The sequence below is a fragment of the Hyphomicrobium sp. genome (assembly GCF_036262015.1).
GTDB lineage: Bacteria > Pseudomonadota > Alphaproteobacteria > Rhizobiales > Hyphomicrobiaceae > Hyphomicrobium_C.
Map to the genome: position 1 here is coordinate 561,447 of NZ_DATAJR010000004.1, position 21,079 is coordinate 582,525.

Consider the following 21,079-nt stretch of genomic DNA (forward strand, 5'->3'; position numbering starts at 1 on the left):
ACGCAGCTCCGAAAGCCGAACCCCCTCCGGCCGCGAAGCCGTCGATTCCGGACGAGTTTAGGCTCAACATGCTGATCCGGACGACGATCATCGCCGTCAATCAGGCCAACAAAACCAACAACTATACTGTGCTCCGCGATCTTGGTTCGCCTCGCTTTCGGGAGGGGAACACCCCGGAGCGGTTGGCGCGAATTTTCGAGAGCTTGCGAAACGCCAAGTTCGACCTCTCGCCGGTTCTGTTCTTCACGCCGAAGCTTCTTCGTCCTCCGACGATCGAGGACAGCGGCATGCTCGGACTGACCGGATTTTTCGATACGCGGCCTCAACGCGTCGCTTTCGATCTCCTGTTCGAGGACGTCAAAGGCGAATGGCAGCTTTATGGGATCAATATTGCAACGCAGCCGGCTCCCGCAACCAACGGGCAAGGCCCCGCACCGCCGCAGCCGAAACAACCCGATGCGCCGATGAGGCAATAGCCGAAAACAGAGGCGCCTTTAGAAGTCCCCCGCATTTCTGGAGCGCATTCTTTCTGTTTCCTTCCCGCAACAGTTAACAGCCGATTAATGCCTGGACGGTCGGTGGACTGTTGATGCGCATACGTGCTTATGCGCAATCTGGGGAAAGCCTGTGGATAAGTTGTGGACTCACGTGCGTAGGACGAAGGGAAAACCTTCGCCGGTTTCCTTGGGGGGAGCTCAGCGCACAAGGAACCAAAAATACCAGGTTCAGTAGGGGTTGTGGAGTGTGTTGGGGGTAGTAATGCGTTCGAGAAATCGGGTTCCGGCGTCGCGCCGGGGGACACTTGCAAACCGTTTGCTCAGCTCGATCAGCGCCCTCGCGATGAGTATTGCAATAACTCCGTCCGGCGGCACCGCGTTCGCGCAGACTGTCACCCCGACCTATGGGTCATTCACACCTCTCTACAATCTCGAGACCGACACGTCTCTCGGCGGGGCGCCCAGCATAGATACCGACGCGCTCGCGGACCAAATCGAGGTCATTGTCAGGGATACCACTCTCTCTGAATCAGAAAAACAGACGCAAATTCAAGCGCTTATTAATGCTAACGTCTCCACCACAGGTGCCGGGACCGCGGCCTGCGCGGAGCAACTCGACGATCTAGCGCTCGGACTGGACTCCGCATCCGCCGCTACCGATCTTGCTGGCACGATCGTCGAGGCCGTTGGTGGCATCGTCGGGGCATTTGGCGCGGAAATACCCGGCATCGTCATACAATCTGTAGGCGTCGGTCTTAACATTGGATCGCTCGTGGTCACCGGCGTCCAGAACGGCTTGCCGAACTGCAATGCCGAGTTCACGGGCACGGTGACAGCCCGGGCCAATATCGCCGCGGGCCAAGGCATTTCCGCATTCCAGGATGCCATCACGATCGGCAACCCCGGTGGCCTCAGCTATGAGCAGGGTATCAACCTCGGCGGTGGCTCGCTCGCTGGCGCAGGCACAGGCGGAGCCCAAGCGCAGACGGGCGACCGCGACGCAATCGCGATCGGCAATGGCGCAGAGGCCTCGAATGCCGGAGACACGGCGCTCGGCACGGGTGCAGTGGCGAGCAGCGGCCCTGGAGGAACGAACGCCACGGCCATCGGCGCCGGCGCGTCGGCGACAGGAAACGGCGCAACGGCGCTCGGCGCAGGCGCAAATGCGGAAGGCGACCGCTCGGTGGCAGTTGGCAATGCCGATGCTCTCGGCGACGATTCCGTCGCCATGGGCGAAGGCTCCATTGCGCGCGGTGATGACGATACTGTCATCGGCACCAGAAACCAGACCAGCGCGGCAGGTGGCAATACGGCTGTCGGCCATGACAATGACCTGAGCGCGGCTGGCGCTGACAACAGCGTGCTCGGCCATGGCATCACTATTTTGAATGGTGGCGAGAACAATACCGTGCTTGGCAGTGGCCATGCGGTCGACGGCGACAACAATTTCGTGGCCGGCGATCCGAATGAGACTGTTGGCAATGACAACGCGATCACGGGCAACGACAACTACGTCAACGGCAACAACAACCAGGTTCTCGGAAACAACAACGGAAATCTGGGTGCAGTTGCGGGATCCATTGACGGCGACGAAACCGGTGGCATTCAAGGTGACAACAACTCTGTCGTCGGTAGCTCCAATAACGTAGCCGGCAACAGCAACCAGGTAACCGGCAACACGAATAACCTCGGGCCGGGAAGCGATGACAACTTCGTCGGCGGCAGTCAGAACTCGACGACGGGAGATGGCAACATCCTCGTCGGCAACGGCAACAGCATCGGCGCGACCAGCAACAACCTGGTTGTCGGTGACAACAACACCGCGATCACAAGCAACGACAACAATGTCATTGGCGACAACAACACCGTGGGCGGTGGCACGGAGAACAATGTACTCGCCGACAATGCGACGGTGAATGGTGCGCGCAACGTTGCAGTCGGTCAGGGCACCACGTCGACGGGCAACGACACGGTTGCAATCGGCACAAGCGCCTCCGCGTCAAGCAATGGCAACGTCGCGATCGGCCTGTCTTCGAATGCAAGTGGAGCCAACTCCTCCGCAGTGGGCGCCAATTCTCAAGCGACCGCGACTCGGACGACCGCAGTGGGTCAGAGTGCCGAGGCCAGCGCCATCAATGCCAGCGCCATCGGCCAGAACGCCACGGCGAACGGGATCAATTCAAGCGCCGTTGGACAGGATGCAGAAGCCAGCGCCCTGAACGCCAGCGCTGTGGGGCAGGGTGCTGAGGCGAGCGCGATCAATTCCAGCGCGGTCGGTCAAAACGCCGAGGCAAGTGCGTTCCGTGCGACGGCAGTTGGACAGAACGCCGTGGCAACAGGCATCGACAGCACAGCTGTCGGTCAGGGGGCATCGGCGGACGGTTTCAATGCGACCGCGCTTGGACAAGACGCCTCGGTTGATGGTGCATTCTCGACGGCGACCGGCGCAGGCGCTTCGGCCCTCTTCACGTTCGCTTCGACCGCGACCGGCGCCCTGTCCAACACCGACTTCAGCTCCTTCTCGGTCGCGGACGGCTTCAGCTCCAACAGCAGCTTTAGCTTCGGGTCGTCTGCGACGGGCGCGTTCTCGATGGTCGCTGGGACGGCGTTCGGTACCGCCAACGGCTACGCGGCCACGGTAGCAGCCGGCACCATCGGCGGCACGGCGAGCGGCGCGTTCTCGAGCGCGGGTGCTGATGGTGCGTCGGCTTACGGCGCCGGTTCCAACGCCTCGGGCGAAGGCTCGATTGCCATCGGCGACGCCGATGCCACAGCCACGAACGCGATCGCGATCGGCACCGGAGCTGTGGCGGCCGATGCCGGCTCCGTCGCAACCGGTAGCAGCGCGGTTGCCGCAAACGGCGGCGCAGCCTACGGCAATGGCAGCACGGCAACGGGCCTGAACTCCACCGCGATCGGTCCCAATGCGAGCGCGACTCCGAACGGGTCTGCCGCGTTCGGTAACAACGCCGTTGCGACACTCGAAAATCAGCAGTCGTTCGGCACCAAGGACAACACCTATACGATGGGCGGCATCACATCGAACCAGAGCCAGGCCCGTCAGTCCGGACCGTTGGAGCTCGTGACGACGGATGCCAATGGCAACCTCGCCTCGGACAACGGCAGCACGTTCAAGACGATTGCCGAACTCCAAGCCGGTGTATCGATCGCCCTCGCGGCGGAGGCGCCGTCGCTCACCTCGTCCGAGCAGTTTGGTTTCAGAATTGGCTGGGGCAATTTCAACGGCGATGGCAACGCGGTCGCCGCGAGCGCGATCGGCGTTTTGTGCCGCGGCTGCTTCACATCTGGAGACCGTGTCGCGATCGATGGCTCCGTCGGTGCCGGCTGGGCGGAATATAAGACCTACAGCGCCGGCAACGTAATCGGCGGTCGTGCCGGTATCCAGTGGACGTGGTAACTGTACTTGCTTGACCTCCCACGGAGGCAGGCCCGGGCGCACTCCGAAATGGGTGCGCCCGTTTTTCGTGGGCGGTCGGACGGTCGCGCGTCTGGAGGTTGCTAACGCTGGAAAAATACAGCTTGGACAATTCCAATGCGGCTCGACCGCTTGAAATAACGGGCAATTTCCGGGTGTCATCTCAATATCCGTACGAAAATCCCGGCATGCGGCTTTTATGTCGCGCAAAAGTCCCTGTTTTTTCTTGATTTTTATGGGCCTGTATGCCATTTCCCGATCGGCTCGGGCGCAGGGGCTTCGATCTCATGCGATGTCATTTGTCCCTTTTCGAGCCCCGAATTCTGTATTTGCCCGCTTGCGGCTTTCGCCATTCCCCTGCGCTCTCGTCGTCTTGAAGCTGCGCCCGGAAACCCACTTGGGATTCCGGAGTGCGCGCTCGGGGCCTTGAGATCGTTGATGGAGATTTGGTTTTTTGGAAACGAAGACGTTCGCTGAGCTTGGGCTCAGCCAGAAAGTGCAGGCCGCCATCGAGGCAGCCGGCTATTCCTCGCCGACACCCATTCAAGCAGCAGCCATTCCCGTTGCGGTAACAGGCCGCGACGTTCTCGGCATCGCTCAGACCGGCACCGGCAAGACGGCATCGTTCGTGCTGCCGATGATCGCCCGTCTGGAGACGGGCCGCGCGCGGGCTCGCATGCCGCGCTCGCTCATTCTCGCACCGACCCGCGAGCTGGCGGCCCAGGTTGCGCAGAGTTTCGAGAAATACGGCATCAATCACAAGCTGAGCGTGGCACTGCTCATCGGCGGCGTGTCGATGGACGATCAGGTCCGCAAGCTCGACCGCGGTGTCGACGTTTTGATAGCCACCCCCGGCCGCCTGCTCGATCACTTCCAGCGTGGCCGGCTCATGCTGATGGGCGTCGAGATCCTCGTCATCGACGAGGCGGATCGGATGCTCGACATGGGCTTCATCCCCGACATCGAAAAGATCTGCAACCTGCTGCCCCCGCGCCGGCAGACGCTTTTCTTCTCGGCCACGATGCCCCCCGAGATCACGCGGCTGGTCAACCAATTCCTGCGCGACCCAGAGCGCATCGAGGTCGCTCGTCCGGCCACGACCGCGAAGACGATCACGCAGCACTTCCGTTTCACGGCAGACGGCGAGGACTGGGTCAAGCGCGAGATCCTGCGCGACATGATCCGCACCGAAAACGTCAAGAACGCGATCATTTTCTGCAACCGCAAACGCGATGTGGCGATCCTTCTCAAGTCGCTCCTGAAGCACGGCTTCAACGCCGGCGCCCTTCACGGCGACATGGATCAGAAGAACCGCATGGAGACGCTCGACAAGTTCCGCAACGGCGAGATCAACATTCTCGCGGCGAGCGACGTGGCTGCTCGCGGTCTCGACATCCCCGACGTGTCGCACGTCTTCAACTTCGATTTGCCCTGGCAATCCGACGACTACGTGCACCGCATCGGCCGCACGGGCCGCGCCGGTCGCGAAGGCACCGCGCAGTCGATCGTCACGCCGGATGAGCTGAAGTCCTTCAAGGAAATCGAGAAGATCATCGGCGAGACCATCGTCTGGATCGGCGAACCGCCAGGCGAGCAGGACTTTGCGGATGCCGGCAAGCGCCGCAGGGGCCGTGGACGCGGCAAACCCGGCGCGCAGCGTGAAAGCGGCCGGGGCGAGAGCTCACGCGGAGGCGAAGGCAGGCGCGGGGACAACGGGCATAAGGAGCCCCGCCGTGCTTCCGGTGGACCCGACCGCAGGGAACGTCGTCAGGCGCCCGGAATGGGCGAGCAGCCTTCAGTGCACGGTGAAGCGGAAGCCCGCAACGCGAGTCCGCGCGATGGAGCGAGTGAGCAACGGCGCCCCGAGGGCCGTGCTGGCAAGCAGCAGCCAAAGGCGCCGCGTTCAGAGGCAAAACCGCAACCCCGCGAGCACGAGCGTCCCAAGGCGCCAGCCCCGCGCCAGAGACCGCGGCCGGCTGAAGGTGACCAGCCTTCGAAGGCGGCTCTCAGCGCGTTTCAGGGGAATGTGCCGGCCTTCCTGCGCAAGCCGCCGCGTCCCGTGAAAGCTGCAAACGAATAAGCCGCTCGCCTGATCTTCCGTTCTCTGTTGCGCTGCTTTGCAGGCTTCTCTGCGGTGGGCGGAAGGTGATTTTTGTTGGCCGTCGAGAGGGTTGAACGCGAATCTACGCGGCGCATTCCCGCAAATTGCAGCTTGCCTCCGGATTGCATCGCACAACGCAATGTCAAGCAAATATGGCGTTGCAGCATGATGTAGCTGTGGATAGCGCCGCTGGCTGCCCAATTTCCAGGCGGTCGCGGCGCTACTGTCTCCTTGTACAGGAGGCGATAACAATGCGTCATCACCGGCTCACCATCTCTCAGAAGGGCGGCCAGGTACGCGAAACGGAACATATGCCCGGTCCCGATTTGATCGAAGCGGCCCAGCTCCGGCGCTTGGCCAGCACGGTCCTCTCCAAAACCCCCGATGACCTCGCCGCGCTCGCGGAAACCAACCCCATGCTCATTTGGGAGTGGATCGAAGCGTTCCGCAAGGAAAGGCTCGCTGCCGAGGCAGAGGCACGTTATTGGTCGGCAGCGGCTGCCGCGCTCTCTACGGCCAATCCGGAGACGGTGCGCGCGGCTGCAGAATAGCTGGGCGAAAGTCGCCGCAGCGGCTTTTCTACGACGTGCTCATGCCCAAAGTCCAAATCTGCCGCTGGAATGAGCTGACTGCCGAACCCGAGGTCGAACGCCTGATCAAGGAGCTCGACCTCGTATTTTTTTCGTCGAGTGCCAAACAGACTTTCGCGAGCGCCGAGGAGCGTGCCGGGTTTCGGGAGCGCTGGCTCGGCCGCTACTTACGTCACTTTCCGGATTACGCCTTGCTGGCGCTGGATGAACAGTGTCGCGTCGTAGGCTACGTCATCGGCAGTATGAACGATCCGGCGCGCGATCCCCTCTTTGCCGACATCGCCGTTCTCCAAACCTTCAGTGCCCTCACACAGCGCTATCCCGCGCAACTTCACGTCAATCTCGATGCGGCATGGCGTGGCCAAGGAGTGGGCGCACGCCTCGTCAACGCGTTTGCCGACCTGGCGCGCAGGGCCGGAGCTCCGGGCGTCCATGTGGTTACGGTTCGGGGGATGCGGAACGTCGGTTTCTACCTCTCAAATGAGTTCGTGGAACGGGGCGTGACGGTGGTCGATGGTCGCGAGCTTCTGTTTCTTGGCCGCGATCTCTGACGGCGGGCAGCGCGCAGGTAACTTTGCCCGTTGACTCTCCACTTGGTGGAGCCCGCACAAGGCATCACATGACCGACCGCATCTACACGATTGGCGAACTCTCGAAGATGAGCGGTGTTTCCGTTCGGAGGCTTCGTTTCTATTCCGACAAGGCTTTGCTGCCTCCGACGGCGCGCGCCGCCAGCGGGTATCGGATGTACTCCGAAGCAGATCTCGCTCGTCTTGATCTCATCGTGGCGTTGCGTAACGCTGGCGTAAGTCTCGGCGAAATTCGCAAGATCCTGTCTCGGCGCCTCGCTCTCGCAGACGTGCTCGCCCTCCGTCTCAAAACGCTCGAAGCGGAAATTGTGTCCAAGCGTCGCGTCGCAGCGGCCTTGCGGTCGGTCCTGAAACTTTCCGAACCAACCCCTCAGGATCTCAGGAGACTCTGGACCGTGACCCACCTATCGCAGTTGGAATTCCGCACAGCCGTCGAACGCTTTTTCGACGAGGCCGCCGAAGGCACAAAGATAGATCCGTCTTGGCGTCAGAAGATGATCGACATCAGCACACCGGAGCTTCCGGACGACCCGACGCCGGAGCAGCTCGATGCTTGGACGGAGCTCGCCGCCCTTCTATCCGACAAGGATTACATCCAGGAGGTGCGTGCGAGCATGTCCAAGATGTGGACGCAGGAGTTCGATGCCTTCGCTTATGCGGAGGCATCGAACCAGACGTTCGATCAAGTCCGAGCGGCGATCAAAGAGGGCCATGCACCTCAATCAGGTATCGGCAAGGCGATTGCCAGGGATTGGCTCGAAGCCTCTGCGACGGCGATGAAGCGAGAGCCGAACGCATCTTTTCTCGACTGGCATCTTGACCAGTATCGCAGATACCACTCGCGCGCGGTGCGCTATCAGGAGCTGATGACAATTCTGCAAGGCGAGAACGCCACCAGCGCCGCAGGATCGGAATGGCGTTGGATTATCACTGCTATGGAGCACCATCTCTGACCAGTGGCAGAGGGCGTGCGGCATCGCCCTTCGGCCGCTCGCCCTTGAGATGCGGAGCGACTTCCGCGCATAATTCAGAGATTCGTCCGCAACTTGCCGAGGGTCGATGAACGCTGCAGCTTCGAACCCGACCGGAGGAGCAAACGGCACCAATCCGGGTGGAGCCGGTGCTGTGATCCTTGAAGGCGTCCAGAAGTGGTTCGGCGACTTCCATGTCTTGAAGGATATTTCCCTCGACGTTGCGCAAGGCGAAAAAATCGTCATCTGCGGACCCTCGGGATCGGGCAAATCGACACTGATCCGCTGCCTCAACGGTCTCGAGATCTACGATGCGGGGCGCATCGTCATCGACGGCACCGTGTTGACGCGCGATCTACGCACGCTCGAGAAAATCCGCTCCGATGTCGGAATGGTCTTTCAGAGCTTCAACCTTTTTCCTCACCTCTCGGTCTTGGACAATCTGTGCCTCGCGCCGCAGTGGGTGCGCGGCGTGAAGCGTGCCCAGGTCGAACAGGTGGCGCGAGCCTTGCTCGAGCGCGTTCGCATTGCAGATCAGGCGGACAAGTTTCCGGCCCAACTCTCGGGCGGGCAGCAGCAGCGTGTCGCAATTGCGCGCGCGCTCGCCATGACGCCGCGCATCATGCTGTTCGACGAGCCCACATCCGCGCTCGATCCCGAAATGGTGAAGGAGGTCCTCGACGTGATGACCGAGCTCGCGGGCCAAGGCATGACGATGCTCGTCGTCACCCATGAGATGGGATTTGCCCGCGCGGTCGCCGATCGCGTCGTGTTCATGGACAAGGGCGAGATCGTCGAGACGGGCAAGCCGAAAGAGATGTTCGCTGCGCCCCGTCACGAGCGGACGCGCGCCTTCCTGTCTCAAATTCTGGATCATTGAGATGCTGGGCAAACAATCCCTCATCCGTGTCGCCAAGAGCGCCGTAGCTGCCCTCGTTATTCTGTGCGGGCTCATCCCACTGGCTGCAGCCCAATCGCCGACGCTGGACAATGTGAAGCGTCGCGGTCAGCTCGTCTGCGGTGTCAACACCGGGCTCGCGGGCTTCAGCGTTCCGGACGACCGCGGCCAATGGACCGGCATCGATGCCGACTTCTGCCGCGCCGTCGCGGCCGCAATCTTTGGCGACCGCAACAAAGTGCGCTTCGTTCCGTTGAATGCGAAGGAGCGCTTCACCGCGCTGCAGTCTGGCGAAGTGGACGTTCTCTCGCGCAACACGACGTGGACCATGAGCCGCGACACGTCTTTGGGGCTCAACTTCACCGGCGTCATTTTCTACGACGGACAAGCCTTCATGACGCGCAAGGCGCTGGGTCTGAAGTCCGCGGCGGACCTGAAAGGCTCCAGCATCTGCGTGCAGTCCGGCACGACGAACGAGTTGAACCTTGCCGACTTCTTCGCGACCCGCGGGCTGCCATACCGGCCCGTGGTATTCGAACGTCTCGTTGAGGTGCTCGGCGCTTACAACAGCGGCCGCTGCGACTCTTTCACGACCGACAGCTCTCAGCTCGTGGCGGAGCGCACGCGGTTACCCGATCCCGATGCGCACGAAATCCTGCCCGACCTCATCTCGAAAGAGCCGCTCGGCCCCGCCGTGCGCCAGGGCGATGCCGCCTGGGCCAACATCGTCCGCTGGACTTTGTTCGCGATGATCAACGCCGAGGAGTTGGGCATCACGCAACATAATGTGGAATCCATGCGCGACGCCGCGAACCCGGAGATCCGCCGGTTGCTGGGCGCCGAGGGTGAGTACGGCAAGGGAATTGGGTTGGCCGACGACTGGGCCGTATCCGTGCTTAAGGCCGTCGGAAACTACGGCGAATGCTTTGAACGCAACCTCGGCCAAGGCTCGCCGCTCAAGATCGCGCGTGGTCGCAACGCACTCTGGAAGGACGGCGGGCTGATGTATGCCCCGCCGGTCCGGTGAGGCGCCGATGCGCGTTGAGCCCTTGATCAAGCGTTGGCGGGATCCGAAGGCTTGGACCGACGCTGCCTACGATCCGAACGTCCGCGCCGTCGCGTTTCAGGTGCTGCTGGTCGTCGCGCTCGTTTTTCTCGTTGTCGAGATCGTACTCAACACGGCCGCCAATCTCGAAAAGCAGAACGTCGCGTCGGGCTTCGACTTTCTGGCCCGCACGGCGGGTTTCGATGTCTCGCAATCCCTCATCCCGTATTCGAGCAAGAGCAGCTACCTACAGGCCTTCTTCGTCGGCCTGACGAACACGCTGCTTGTGGCGGCCCTCGGCATCGTGCTCGCCACCGTCATCGGTTTCACCCTCGGCATCGCCCGCCTCTCGCCGAACTGGCTCGCCTCACGCCTCGCGCTCGCCTACGTTGAGGTCATCCGCAATGTGCCGCTGCTGCTTCAGCTCTTCGTCTGGTACGTGGCGGTCTTGCGTGCGCTCCCGGCGCCCGCCGAGGCACGTCCGTTGATCGGCAGTGCGTATTTCGATACGCGAGGCCTGCATCTTCCACGCGTTTCCTTCGAGCACGGCGGCGGCTTGCTGTTCGCCGCTATCGCCATCTCGCTGATCGCGGCGGCGTGGCTCTGGCGGCACGGAAAATCCTTCGAAGCGCGATGGCCGGGTCTATCGAGCGCCGCGTGGGCCCTTGTATTGATGCTGCCCGTGCTCGTCGCGACACTAGGCGTCGACATGCACATCACATATCCGGAGCTCGGACGGTTTAACTTCGACGGTGGTGTGTCGATAGAACCCGAATTCATGGCCCTGCTGCTCGGTCTCTCGACGTACACGGCGGCGTTCATTGCCGAAATCGTGCGCGCTGGACTACTCGGCGTGCCGAAAGGCCAACGGGAAGCGGCCGCAGCGCTCGGTCTCAGCCGCCGTCAGGCCCTCCGTCTCGTCATCCTGCCTCAGGCGATGCGGATCATCATCCCGCCGCTCACGAACCAGTATCTGAATCTCACGAAGAACTCCTCGCTCGCCGTCGCCATCGGCTACCCGGATTTGGTGTCGGTCTTCGCCGGCACAGTACTCAATCAGACAGGACAAGCCGTTGAGGTGATCGTCATCACCATGGCTGTCTATCTGCTCATCAGCCTCGCCACGTCGCTCTTGATGAATTGGTTCAACGCTCGCGCCGCGTGGGCCGAGAGGTGAGGGTGATGAACGTATCCCGCATTCTCTCGGCATGGCGGTGGGGCGGCCCGCAGGAGTCCGGAGGCCGCGACCTCCCGCCTGCGCTGCGCACGATCCGAGACGCACTGTTCGCCTCGCCGGGACAGGCGATCCTGTCGCTCGTTCTGCTTTGGCTCTTGGCGAAGGTAGCCTTCGCATTTGCCGATTGGGCCCTCTTCGGCGCTGTCTTTCATGGGCAGGACGGCACGGCCTGCCGCGCCCCCGGCGTCGGCGCCTGCTGGCCGTTCATCACGCACAAGATGGGCGTGTTTCTCTATGGCCGATACCCGGAGGGAGAGATTTGGCGCGTCAACCTCACCTACGTATTGGCCCTTGCGGGGCTCGTGCCGCTTATGACGCCGCGGGTACCGCGAAAGCTCGCCCTCTCGCTCTACATGCTGCTGGTGTTTCCTGTGCTCGCCTTCATCCTTCTGCGCGGCGGCCCGCTCGGGCTTCCTGTCGTCGGCACGGATCTTTGGGGCGGCCTCATGCTCACGCTCGTCATCGCGAGCGTCGGCATCGCGGCATCGTTCCCGCTCGGCATTCTGCTGGCGCTGGCCCGCCGTTCGGAGCTGCCCATCGTGCGTTGGGTGGCGGTCGGCTACATCGAGCTCGTTCGGGGCGTGCCGCTTGTCACAGTGCTGTTCATGGCCTCCGTTATGCTGCCGCTGTTTCTGCCGCCGGACGTGACCATCGATAAGCTTCTGCGCGCACTTGTCGGCGTGGCGCTTTTCTCTGCCGCTTATCTCGCCGAGGTGATCCGCGGTGGTCTGCAGGCGATTCCACGCGGTCAGTATGAAGCGGCCGACGCATTGGGATTGGGCTATTGGCGGAAGATGGGCTTGGTCGTACTTCCGCAGGCCATTCGATTGGTGATTCCCGGTCTCGTGAACTCGTTCATTTCCTTATTCAAGGACACGAGCCTTGTACTCATCATTGGCCTTTTCGATCTGCTCGGCATTGTCGAGCAGTCCGTTCAAGCGGATGCGAAATGGGTCTCACCACAAACTGCGGCTACAGGATATTTCTTCGCAGGAATAATATTTTGGATCTTTTGCTTTGCGATGTCGCGCTACTCCGCCGCGCTCGAGTCGAAGCTTCAGAATCGCGCGCGTTCATGACGTCCGCACGACAGTGGATGCTAGGCTTTCCCGACATTGCGGCATGACAAGCCAACCCCGCTGGTATAAGGATGAAACGCCATCAAAAACAGAATCCGGTGGCGCGAAATTGGGGGAATACAATGTTTTTACCAGCCGAATATAACTGGCTTGAGCCAGTTCTCATCGCTGCCGGTGTGGTCTTTGTCGTAGGACTGATCGGCAACGTTCTGTCTTTCTCGAACCGCTTCGTGAATGCGCTCGTCACGGCAATTGTCTTTGCTGTGATCTTCGGTGTTCTCACGTTCCTCTCGAAGGCTCAGGCGCCGGTAAGCCCAGTGCAGTTCCTGCCGCCGGACTACTCATGGCTCGAACCCGTGCTGATCGCATCGGCTGTTGTGTTCGTCATCGACCTGATCGGCAACGTGCTGTCGTTCTCGAACCGCTTCGTGAACGCGCTCGTCACGGCGATTGTGTTCGCCGCGATCTTCGGTGGCCTCACCTACGTTGCCAAGAAGGAAGGCATCGAGGTTCCGACCGTGACCGTTCCCGCGCCGGCTCCGACGCCCGCGCCCTAGTCGCGTTCGAGCGCAGAACTTCGAAAGGGTGGCTTCGCGGCCACCCTTTTTTATTTGGCTACTTCGCAAGCATCTCCGCCACGTAGTCGCCGATCGCCAGCGACGACGTGAGCCCGGGGCTCTCGATGCCATAGAGCGCAACGAGCCGAGGGACGCCGTGAACGCGCGTATCGTGGATCGCAAAGTCGGGCACAGCATCGCCGCGCCGGTAGATCTTGGGCCGGACGCCGACGTAGCCGGGCGACAGCCGTCCTTCGGGTAAGTCCGGCCAATAGCGGCGAATGTCGGCTTCGAAGCAGGCCAATCGCGCCCCGCCGCCATCGTCGAACGTGTAATCCGCCCGCTCGTTCGGCGCGTCGCTCCATTCGAGATCCGGTCCGAACCGGGCTTGGCCCGCGACATCGAGCGTGAGGTGCACGCCGAGGAAGCCCGGCTGCGGCAGCGGATAGACGAGGTGGTGAAACGGCGCGCGCCCATCGAGAGTGAAGTAGTGCCCCCGCGAGGCGTACACCTGCGGCGGTTCATACCGTTCGCGCGCAACCATCCGGCCTAGCCGCGACGCGCCGAGCCCCGCCGCAATGACGAGATTGCGCGCCGAAAGCTCCGACCGTTGTCCATCACTGGTGGTGATCAATCGAAACACGTCGCCGGCTAGGATCCCATCGACCGCGGTATTGAGGACGATACTTCCACCGGCCGCGCTCAGGTGCCCCTCGAGCGCTACCATCAGAGCATGGCTGTCGATAACACCTGTCGAGGGTGAGAGCAGGGCGCCGACACTGGCGATCTCTGGTTCGAGCGCCCGGACCTCGGCCGCCGTGAGACGCGTGAGATCTGAAACGCCATTGTCGAGCGCGGTGCGGGCGAGCGCATCGAGGCGATCCAGTTCGCTCGGGTCGGTCGCAACGACGAGTTTGCCGACGCGTCTGTGGGGCACGCCGTTCTCGGCGGCGAAGGCGTAAAGCAAGTCGCGGCCCGCGACGCACAGCTTCGCCTTGAGGCTCCCGCGGGGGTAGTAGAGACCGGCGTGAATCACTTCGCTGGACCGGCTGCTGGTCTCCTGGCCGATCCCGTCATGTCGTTCGAGCACAAGCACATCGTGCCCTGCAGCAGCGAGCGCGCGCGCGATCCCGAGGCCGACGACGCCCGCTCCAATCACAACGCTTTCGACGTCAGTCGTCGCCATAATGCCACGTCATCCACGCGAGAAATCCACAGGTGTTCTCATGGGGCAACATGAAGGAGAACACACCGTAAAATCAGATGGTTGCGAGAAGAATTCCACAAGTTATCAACAGGCTGATGCGGTTTTTCGGGTACGACTGAACAAAAAAAGAACAACCGGTTTGAGACTCACATAACCTACTCCGCCCTCCTAGATCACCCTCATCAACTCCGTGCACAAGCCACCGCACTGCACAGCATTTCCGGCCGCGCTGCAGCGACCGATCGGATGCGAGCCGACGTTGTACACCGGCAGCAGAAGGCCCATGTCTAGAGACGCCCCGAGAGCCGCCTGTGGCGCGATTCCAACAGCAGGCCCTGGGCTCCGGAGTGCAAAGGCCCGGAGAATCAGGTGTGCTCTCGCTGAGAAGAGGGGACTCCATGGTCGCGCTGAGAAAATCCGAGTTCGCCGTTGACTCCGGCGGCGAGGCTGAGGGTCCGCCGCGTGACGAGATCGCCGCTCACCTGTTTTCGGATGAGACACGACTGGTCGGGGGATTGGTGGAGCGCGCCGTCTTCACCGAGGATGAACGCCGCCGCGCGTCCGAAATCGCCCGTTCGCTTGTCGAAGCCGCCCGTGCGGATGCCGCCAACCATGGCGGTGTCGATGCCTTCATGCGCGAATACGGCCTGTCGAGCGAGGAAGGCATCATTCTGATGTGCCTCGCCGAGGCCCTGCTGCGTATTCCGGATTCCGAAACGGCCGATCGCTTCATCGCCGAGAAGATCGCGGGCGGACAGTGGGAGCGCCATCGCGGCCATTCCGACAGCACGCTCGTCAACGCCTCGACCTGGGCGCTGATGCTCACCGGCCGCATTGTAAAGCTCAAGGAAGCGCGCGGCGCCAATCCGTGGGAGGCGTTGAAGCGCCTCGCGGCTCGTTCGGGCGAGCCGTTCATTCGTCAGGCTGTGCGGCAGGCGGTCAAGCTGCTCGGCGACCAATTTGTCCTCGGCCGTTCGATCCGCGAAGCGATTGCCCGTTCGGCGCCCTATGAGGCGCGCGGCTTCCGCTTCTCCTATGACATGCTCGGCGAGGCAGCCAAAACTGATAAGGACGCCGAGCGCTACTACGAACGCTACATGGCGGCCATTGATGCCGTCGGCAATGCGGCAGGTCCCAACCCGCTTTCGCATCCGGACGCGTTGCTTGCTCGCCCCAGCATTTCGATCAAGCTCTCCGCGCTGCATCCCCGTTACGAGCCCGGCAAGGAGGAGCGTCTCGCCGCGGAACTCTATCCGCGCGTGCTTGAGTTGCTGAAAAGCGCAGAATCGCGCGGCCTCGCTGTGACCATCGATGCGGAAGAGCAGGATCGCCACGAGATCATGCTCGACTTTTTCGCCCGCGCCTACGCCGAGCCCGCGCTCGATCGCTGGACCGGGCTCGGACTTGCCGTGCAGGCCTACGGCAAGCGTGCGATCCCGACCATCCGTTGGCTCCGCCGCCTGTCCGAGCAGCACGGCAAGCGTATCCCGGTGCGCCTTGTCAAAGGTGCCTACTGGGACAGCGAGGTCAAATGGGCGCAGGAGCGTGGCCTCGCGGATTATCCGGTTTTGACTCGCAAGCTGCACACCGACGTCTCGTATCTCGCGTGCATGCGCCTGCTGCTCTCGGACTCGAAGGCGTTCTATCCGCAGTTCGCAACCCACAATGCCCACACGGTCGCCTCTGCGCTCGTCGCGGCGGGCCAAACGGCGTTCGAGTTCCAGCGTCTGCACGGCATGGGCGAGGCGCTTTACGAAGAGGTCTCGGCACCCGGCAAGATGCGCCATCCCTGCCGCATCTACGCGCCGGTAGGTGAACACGAGGATCTTCTCTCGTATCTCGTGCGCCGCCTCCTCGAAAACGGTGCCAACACATCGTTCGTCAACCGCCTCGCCGACGAAGAGGCGCCGATCGGCCAGATCATCCGCGATCCTGTAGAGACAGCCGAGCGCGAGCGCGCCGAGCCGGGCAGCGCAAAGCTCATGCCGCGCCCGCGCGACATTTTCTGGCCCGAGCGCAAGAACTCGTTCGGCGTGGCCCTGACAGACCGCACGGCGCGCCAGGTGTTGATCGCCGATATGGATGCCGCACTCGGACGTCCGTTCGATGCAGGCCCCATCGTCGACGGTGTGGAAACTGTCGGTGGGCCGCAAGCCGCGCTTCTTACGTGTCCGCACGATCGGCGCGAACGGCTCGGTTCCGTCCGAATTGCGACACCGCGCGAGGTTGATGCCGCCATTGCGAGCGCCGAGCGGGCGGCTCATGGCTGGGACAAGCTCGGTGGTCCGGCGCGGGCCCGCATTCTCGATCTTGCGGCCGACATGTTCGAACGCGATCGCGCGCGGCTGATGGCTGTGCTGGTGCGCGAAGCGGGCAAGACGCTGCCCGCCGCGCTCGCCGAAGTGCGCGAGACGGCGGATCTGCTGCGCTATTACGCCGTCGAGGCGCGCCGCCTGATGAGTGCACCTGTCACGCTCAAGGGACCGACCGGCGAGGCTAACACGTTGGATCTGCGCGGGCGCGGGCCGTTCGCCTGCATCGCGCCGTGGAATTTCCCGCTCGCGATCTTCGTCGGCCAGATCGCAGCGGCTCTTGCGGCGGGCAATCCGGTGCTCGCCAAGCCGGCCGAGCAGACCCCCGTCTCCGCCATGCTCGCGATCCGCATTCTGCATGAAGCCGGTGTGCCGAAGGATGTGCTGCATTTGCTGACGGGCACGGGCGCGGTCGGTGCGGCCCTCGTCAAGTCGCCCAAGGTCAAGGGCATTGCGTTCACAGGCGGCAACGAAGCAGCCTGGTCCATCCAGAAGACGCTCGCCGAGCGCAAGTCCGACATGGTGCCCTTCATCGCCGAAACCGGTGGCCTGAACGCGATGATCGCCGATAGTAGCGCGCTGCCCGAGCAGGTCGTGCGCGATGCTGTGCGGTCCGCGTTCGACAGCGCGGGCCAGCGCTGCTCGGCCCTTCGCGTGCTCTTCGTCCAGGAAGAGATCGCGACGCGCACCATCCGCATGTTGACCGGCGCCATCGAAGCGCTCGATGTCGGCGATCCTTTCGACTACGCGACCGATATCGGCCCAGTAATCGACGAGGCCGCCCAGGACACGCTCGAAGCGCACAAGATTCGAATGCAGCGTGACGCGCGCGAGCTGATCGATCTCCGGCTTCCGACGGACTGCCGCGCGGGCACCTACGTCACACCCGCCTGCTACGAGATTGACCGCATGAGCATGCTCGAGCGTGAGGTGTTCGGACCGATCCTGCACGTCGTGCGCTTCGCAGGCGGGCACTTGCCGAAAGTGATCGAAGCTGTGAATGCCTCGGGCTACGGCCTGACGCTCGGAGTGCACAGCCGCATCGGCTACGTGGCCGACTATGTGGCCGAGCACGCGCGCGTCGGAAACCTGTACGTGAACCGCAACCAGATCGGCGCCGTGCCTGGCGTTCAGCCCTTTGGCGGCGAGGGGCTGTCCGGCACCGGCCCCAAGGCGGGCGGTCCGAACTACCTCGTGCGCTTCGCGACCGAGCGGGTACGCACGACCGACATCACCGCCACCGGCGGCAACGTCGGGCTCCTGACAGACGGCGCCTCCGGAACGGACTAAGCTGTTTCGCCCGCGACTTTCGCCGAAGCGCAGCGCGCATTTCGGTCGGCTGCTCGCTGGTCGCCGACCGACAAGCAGCTATGAACGTATTCTTTCGGTGAGCCTAGTCTCGTAGCGAGTGTGTCGATCGGCTATCTGCCAGAGCGATGGCTGTGGCTTCTGCGACTTCTGTCGCGGCCGGGACATCGGGGAGAACGCCGATACCATCCCAATTGCTGCGAGTAATTGGGTTCTCCGCTCGGCCTACAGGAACGACGACAAACAGGTTAGAGCCAAGATCCTTCAGCCCGCCTGCATTGGCTCCCCCGCGCGTCTTCGTCCCGACAATCGTCGCACGCTTCAGCGCTTGTAGGTCATAAGCAAAGGCTTCGGCGGCAGAATATGTTCTTGCGTCGACAAGTATGTAAAGCGGCTTATCGGCATAACGAACCGAGGTCGGCGATGTCTGAAATGTCTCGGTCCGAAAGGTTGTCGTCCCGCGGTTTCTCCAGACCAGACTGCTCATCTGGACGGGCTGTTTCGGGTCGAAAAAGAAGCTAGCGAGATAGGCAACAGATGCAGGATGTCCGCCGCCGTTTCCGCGCATGTCGACAATCAGCCCCCTGGTATCGGCAAGGCTGCGCATCGCTTTGTCGGCTGCTGGATTGAACTCGTCTGGTGGTACGAACCTCGCCAGACGAAGATATCCGATATCCTTCTCAAGCCTTTTCACCTCGAAACCTGCGTCCTGCGGCATGGCCGGCGGCGGCTGATCGGCGAAAGGCGAGCCGAAGATCAAACGCATATGGTTGTCATTGGTGACTGCTCGAAGCTGGTCCGTAACCATCTGCGCGAACTGAACCGGGTCCTTTACACTGGCGTAGGTTCCCTCCGCCAATCCCCCTTCCAGGGCATCGGCAGCCCGCGTTCCCTTGTCGGGGAACACATATCCATCGCGCAACTCGACGACGACCGCATTGATAACGTTGTCGACAGTCGCTTGTGTTAGGGGGGCGTTTTGCGCAGTGCCGGAAGGCGTGTCTGCTGCCACCGCCGATGGCCCAGCAACAAGGGCCGCAGTCATCGCAATGAAGGTGAACCGAAGCAAAGATTGACAGTACGGCACATAATTCTCCTTCGGGGCACGGATCTCAGCACGATGATTTCTAGACAAACCTGTCGCCGAAGGGAATTAGCGGTTCGCGTTATCGCCTGCCCTGGAGTGACGACAGCTCGGAATGCCGATTGTCCCAGCGACGAAGGCTCGCCATGTTAGGGTCCAAGAGATCTCTGGCAGGGAGCCTGTATGGCGCGCGAAACCAAGCCGTCCGACATCGTGCAGGGAGATGCCGCCTCCGACAAGCAAACCGGACGCGAGGCAGCCCGTGCGGAAACGTCCAGTGCGGAGGTGTCGGACTTCCTCGCGAAAGTGAAAGCGTTGGCACCTTCCACCGGCACGTCGCGCGGCCGGCTGCTGTTCGCCATGGATGCCACCATGAGCCGGGCGCCCACCTGGGATATGGCGCTGGCGCTCCAGTCCGAGATGTTTCAGGCCGTGAAGGAGATCGGCACGCTGGAAGTGCAACTCATGTACTTCCGCGGTGCTGGTGAGGCCCGGGCCTCCCGCTGGGTAACGAACGCGGACGCGCTCGCCGCCCTGATGCGACAGGTCGCATGCCAAGGAGGCTATACGCAGATCGGCAAGGTTCTGACCCAGGCACGTCGCGAGTCCGAGAAGGCGAAAATCAGCGCGCTCGTCTATGTCGGCGATGCCGTCGAGGAGCCGATCGACGATCTGGCGGGCCGCGCTGGTGAGCTGGCCTTGCTGGGTGTTCCGGCGTTCTTGTTCCAGGAGGGCGACGATGCCAATGCGACGCGAGCCTTCCGGGAAATCGCGCGCCTCACGAAGGGGGCGCACTGTCGGTTCGGTCCGGGGTCGGCGGCCGAGCTCCGCGCGTTACTGAAGGCGGTGGCGGTCTATGCGGCGGGCGGCCAGAAGGCCCTTGAGGCGCTGCTTGCGAAGCCAGGCGGCGAAGGGGCGCGCCGCCTCTTGGGGCAAATGCGATAGATGCCGCGCGACAAGCGGGTTTTCCGCCAGGAAACGCAATGAGTATAGTGCACTTCGGTGTGCTACGCAGGATTCGGAAGGCTTGAACCGCCGATCCCATGTGCTGGATATGGATCTGCCGAGAGTGACGCGCTGATGCAATTCTTCCTCCTCGGCCTTGCCGCCCTCGTGCTGGCGTTGTTCGCAATCAGCGGGTTCACACGCGCAAACCCCGCGGCAATGGCGCGGCAGATGCGGCTCGCAGGCGGCGCACTCGCGCTGGGCGCATCCGCGATCTTCCTCGTGCGCGGGATGGCTGGTCCAGCCGCGCTGCTCGGCATGCTGGGGTCCTGGCTCTTGGGATGGAGCGGCAGAGCGCCTGCGGGCTGGGGTGGATCGTCCCCCAAATCGTCCGGCCAGACGTCGACGGTCACTACCGAGCATCTCGCGATGGAGCTCGACCACGACAGTGGCGCGATGTCGGGCCGCGTGCTGAAAGGCATGTTTGCGGGCCGCAACCTCGACAGCTTGAAGCCTGCTGAAGTGGCGCTACTCTGGCATGACTGCCGCTTCGTCGATCCGCAGTCGGCGCAACTCCTCGAAGCGTACCTCGATCGCATTCATCCGAGCTGGCGCGAGGACGTCTCGCGCGGCGAGCGCGAAATGCGCGACCACGACGGCCGCATGCAGCCGGATGAGGCCTATGAGATCCTGGGACTATCGCCGGGCGCGAGTGATGAGGAAATCCGACGCGCGCACCGCGACCTGATGCTCAAGCTGCACCCCGATCGGGGAGGCTCGACCTATCTCGCCGCTCAGGTGAATGAAGCCAAGGACGTGCTGCTCAACCAGCGCTGACGAGCGAAAAGATGCTCTCCGGTAGCGCCCCCGCGAGCTGCAGCAGGGATCCGGTCACGATCAGAACCGTCGCCAGCATGAACATGCGCTTGCGCGACTTCAGCGTCGCGAGATGCCGGTCGCGGGCGCTCCTGTCGGCCATTTCGTCCTGGATCCGGGACGAAACGTCGAGATGGGCGCGCAAGTGATCGGAGGCGTGCGTGCGCTGCTGATGGCGGAGCGATTGTTGCCAAGCGCGCTGCTTTTCGTATTCGATGACAGCGGACTCATGGAAGAAGGCGAGCCACCATTCGCGCAACAGCAGGATGAAGCCGAGGAAATCGAGCGCGATCCCGCCGGTCGAAAGCCAGTCCTGCAGCATGGGTCGGTCCACAACGCGAATTGT

At 62.6% G+C, this 21,079-nt stretch carries 17 protein-coding genes; 14 read left to right on the plus strand and 3 right to left on the minus strand.

The genetic code is table 11. From position 1 onward, the window contains the following. Positions 1 to 68 precede the first annotated feature (68 nt). From VHO05_RS03605 to VHO05_RS03655, 11 genes are all read left to right on the plus strand, one after another. Positions 69 to 476: a hypothetical protein gene (locus tag VHO05_RS03605; protein ID WP_329645245.1), complete on the plus strand. Its 408-nt coding sequence runs from the start codon at positions 69 to 71 to the stop codon at positions 474 to 476. Between the two features lie 283 nt (positions 477 to 759). Next, positions 760 to 3,915: a hypothetical protein gene (locus VHO05_RS03610; protein ID WP_329645246.1), complete on the plus strand. Its 3,156-nt coding sequence runs from the start codon at positions 760 to 762 to the stop codon at positions 3,913 to 3,915. 472 nt (positions 3,916 to 4,387) lie between these two features. Next, positions 4,388 to 6,013: a DEAD/DEAH box helicase gene (locus VHO05_RS03615; protein WP_329645247.1), complete on the plus strand. Its 1,626-nt coding sequence runs from the start codon at positions 4,388 to 4,390 to the stop codon at positions 6,011 to 6,013. Positions 6,014 to 6,285: 272 nt separating this feature from the next. Then, positions 6,286 to 6,585 carry a hypothetical protein gene (locus VHO05_RS03620; RefSeq protein WP_329645248.1) on the plus strand — a complete coding sequence of 100 codons (300 nt, stop codon included), beginning with the start codon at positions 6,286 to 6,288 and terminating at the stop codon, positions 6,583 to 6,585. 41 nt (positions 6,586 to 6,626) lie between these two features. Beyond that, complete coding sequence (locus VHO05_RS03625; protein WP_329645249.1) at positions 6,627 to 7,175, plus strand: GNAT family N-acetyltransferase; 549 nt, start codon at positions 6,627 to 6,629, stop codon at positions 7,173 to 7,175. Positions 7,176 to 7,243: 68 nt separating this feature from the next. Next, a complete protein-coding gene (locus VHO05_RS03630; RefSeq protein ID WP_329645250.1) occupies positions 7,244 to 8,167 on the plus strand; it encodes a MerR family transcriptional regulator in 924 nt (307 codons plus the stop codon). 106 nt (positions 8,168 to 8,273) lie between these two features. Further along, positions 8,274 to 9,065 (plus strand): amino acid ABC transporter ATP-binding protein, encoded by a 792-nt coding sequence (locus VHO05_RS03635; RefSeq protein WP_329645251.1) that lies wholly within the window; start codon positions 8,274 to 8,276, stop codon positions 9,063 to 9,065. Between the two features lies 1 nt (position 9,066). Next, on the plus strand, positions 9,067 to 10,110 hold the full coding sequence (locus VHO05_RS03640) for an amino acid ABC transporter substrate-binding protein (protein WP_414653674.1): 1,044 nt from the start codon (positions 9,067 to 9,069) through the stop codon (positions 10,108 to 10,110). Between the two features lie 7 nt (positions 10,111 to 10,117). Then, positions 10,118 to 11,305: an ABC transporter permease subunit gene (locus VHO05_RS03645; RefSeq protein ID WP_329645252.1), complete on the plus strand. Its 1,188-nt coding sequence runs from the start codon at positions 10,118 to 10,120 to the stop codon at positions 11,303 to 11,305. A 5-nt stretch (positions 11,306 to 11,310) separates the two neighbouring features. Then, entirely contained in the window at positions 11,311 to 12,444 is a 1,134-nt protein-coding gene (locus tag VHO05_RS03650) for an amino acid ABC transporter permease (RefSeq protein WP_329645253.1), read from the plus strand. A 122-nt stretch (positions 12,445 to 12,566) separates the two neighbouring features. Further along, the gene (locus VHO05_RS03655) at positions 12,567 to 13,001 is read left to right on the plus strand and encodes a hypothetical protein (RefSeq protein WP_329645254.1); all 435 of its coding nucleotides are present in this window, start codon (positions 12,567 to 12,569) and stop codon (positions 12,999 to 13,001) included. A gap of 58 nt (positions 13,002 to 13,059) precedes the next feature. Here VHO05_RS03655 and VHO05_RS03660 read toward each other — a convergent pair whose 3' ends face one another. Then, the gene (locus VHO05_RS03660; RefSeq protein WP_329645255.1) at positions 13,060 to 14,187 is read right to left on the minus strand and encodes an NAD(P)/FAD-dependent oxidoreductase; all 1,128 of its coding nucleotides are present in this window, start codon (positions 14,185 to 14,187) and stop codon (positions 13,060 to 13,062) included. Between the two features lie 419 nt (positions 14,188 to 14,606). On the opposite strand from VHO05_RS03660, the gene putA reads away from it, so the two are divergent. Continuing rightward, positions 14,607 to 17,810 carry a bifunctional proline dehydrogenase/L-glutamate gamma-semialdehyde dehydrogenase PutA gene (putA, locus tag VHO05_RS03665; RefSeq protein ID WP_329645256.1) on the plus strand — a complete coding sequence of 1,068 codons (3,204 nt, stop codon included), beginning with the start codon at positions 14,607 to 14,609 and terminating at the stop codon, positions 17,808 to 17,810. Positions 17,811 to 17,913: 103 nt separating this feature from the next. Here putA and VHO05_RS03670 read toward each other — a convergent pair whose 3' ends face one another. Beyond that, positions 17,914 to 18,840 (minus strand): S41 family peptidase, encoded by a 927-nt coding sequence (locus tag VHO05_RS03670; protein WP_329645257.1) that lies wholly within the window; start codon positions 18,838 to 18,840, stop codon positions 17,914 to 17,916. A 255-nt stretch (positions 18,841 to 19,095) separates the two neighbouring features. Between VHO05_RS03670 and VHO05_RS03675 the strand changes: the two genes are divergently transcribed. Beyond that, entirely contained in the window at positions 19,096 to 19,857 is a 762-nt protein-coding gene (locus VHO05_RS03675; protein WP_329645258.1) for a VWA domain-containing protein, read from the plus strand. 135 nt (positions 19,858 to 19,992) lie between these two features. Then, a complete protein-coding gene (locus tag VHO05_RS03680) occupies positions 19,993 to 20,694 on the plus strand; it encodes a DnaJ domain-containing protein (RefSeq protein WP_329645259.1) in 702 nt (233 codons plus the stop codon). On the opposite strand, the gene VHO05_RS03685 is transcribed toward VHO05_RS03680, so the two are convergent. Then, on the minus strand, positions 20,681 to 21,055 hold the full coding sequence (locus VHO05_RS03685; protein ID WP_329645260.1) for a hypothetical protein: 375 nt from the start codon (positions 21,053 to 21,055) through the stop codon (positions 20,681 to 20,683). The genes VHO05_RS03680 and VHO05_RS03685 overlap by 14 nt on opposite strands. Positions 21,056 to 21,079: the final 24 nt, after the last annotated feature.